At 47.9% G+C, this 503-nt stretch carries 1 pseudogene; it reads right to left on the bottom strand.

Annotated features, from left to right (window positions below):
• Positions 1–69 precede the first annotated feature (69 nt).
• Positions 70–432, bottom strand: a pseudogene (locus tag ACSZO4_RS25835) (TonB-dependent receptor); the annotation flags it as partial.
• Positions 433–503: the final 71 nt, after the last annotated feature.

The following is a 503-nucleotide window of genomic DNA, read 5'->3' as shown; positions in this document are numbered from 1 at the left end:
TTCGCGCGACTGACTTAAAGGTCAAACCTTTCGGAGTCCCCCGGCAAAGCCGGGGGTTTACCGGACTTAATTAAGTGTTCCGAAATCAAAGTGGTTATCGCTGCCCAGCGTCACTTTTCGGCGCTGATAGCGCAGTGTATCTTCATAGCCCCCGGAGGAGCCGAGAGTGCCAAGCTGGCTGTTGCTGTTATCATACTTCTGGTTTGCCAGTTCGCCGTCAAACCAGAGTGAGTGGCTATTATTCAACTTCCAGTGCAGTTTACTGCCAAGGGTATAGTTATCAGATTTTACCGGGTTTGGTCCCTTATTACTGAGTTCGGTGCCGGTAGTTGAGGATTCAACATGTGAAGCATCACGACGGAATATATTGCCGCGAACAGAAAGCCCCAGTTTGTCTTCAATCAGGGCTCCGCTGGTATATAAAGAGAATTTAGGGAAGGTGCGATTTAATCGTCAGTTATGAGAACATAAGGCTTTCTTTGCCATAGATTTTTCACGATGCC

This window comes from Phytobacter sp. V91, assembly GCF_965644225.1.
Classification (GTDB): Bacteria; Pseudomonadota; Gammaproteobacteria; order Enterobacterales; family Enterobacteriaceae; genus CBFFRJ01.
Note: the sequence above shows the minus strand (reverse complement) of the source record. Positions and strands in the feature narration are given on the sequence as shown.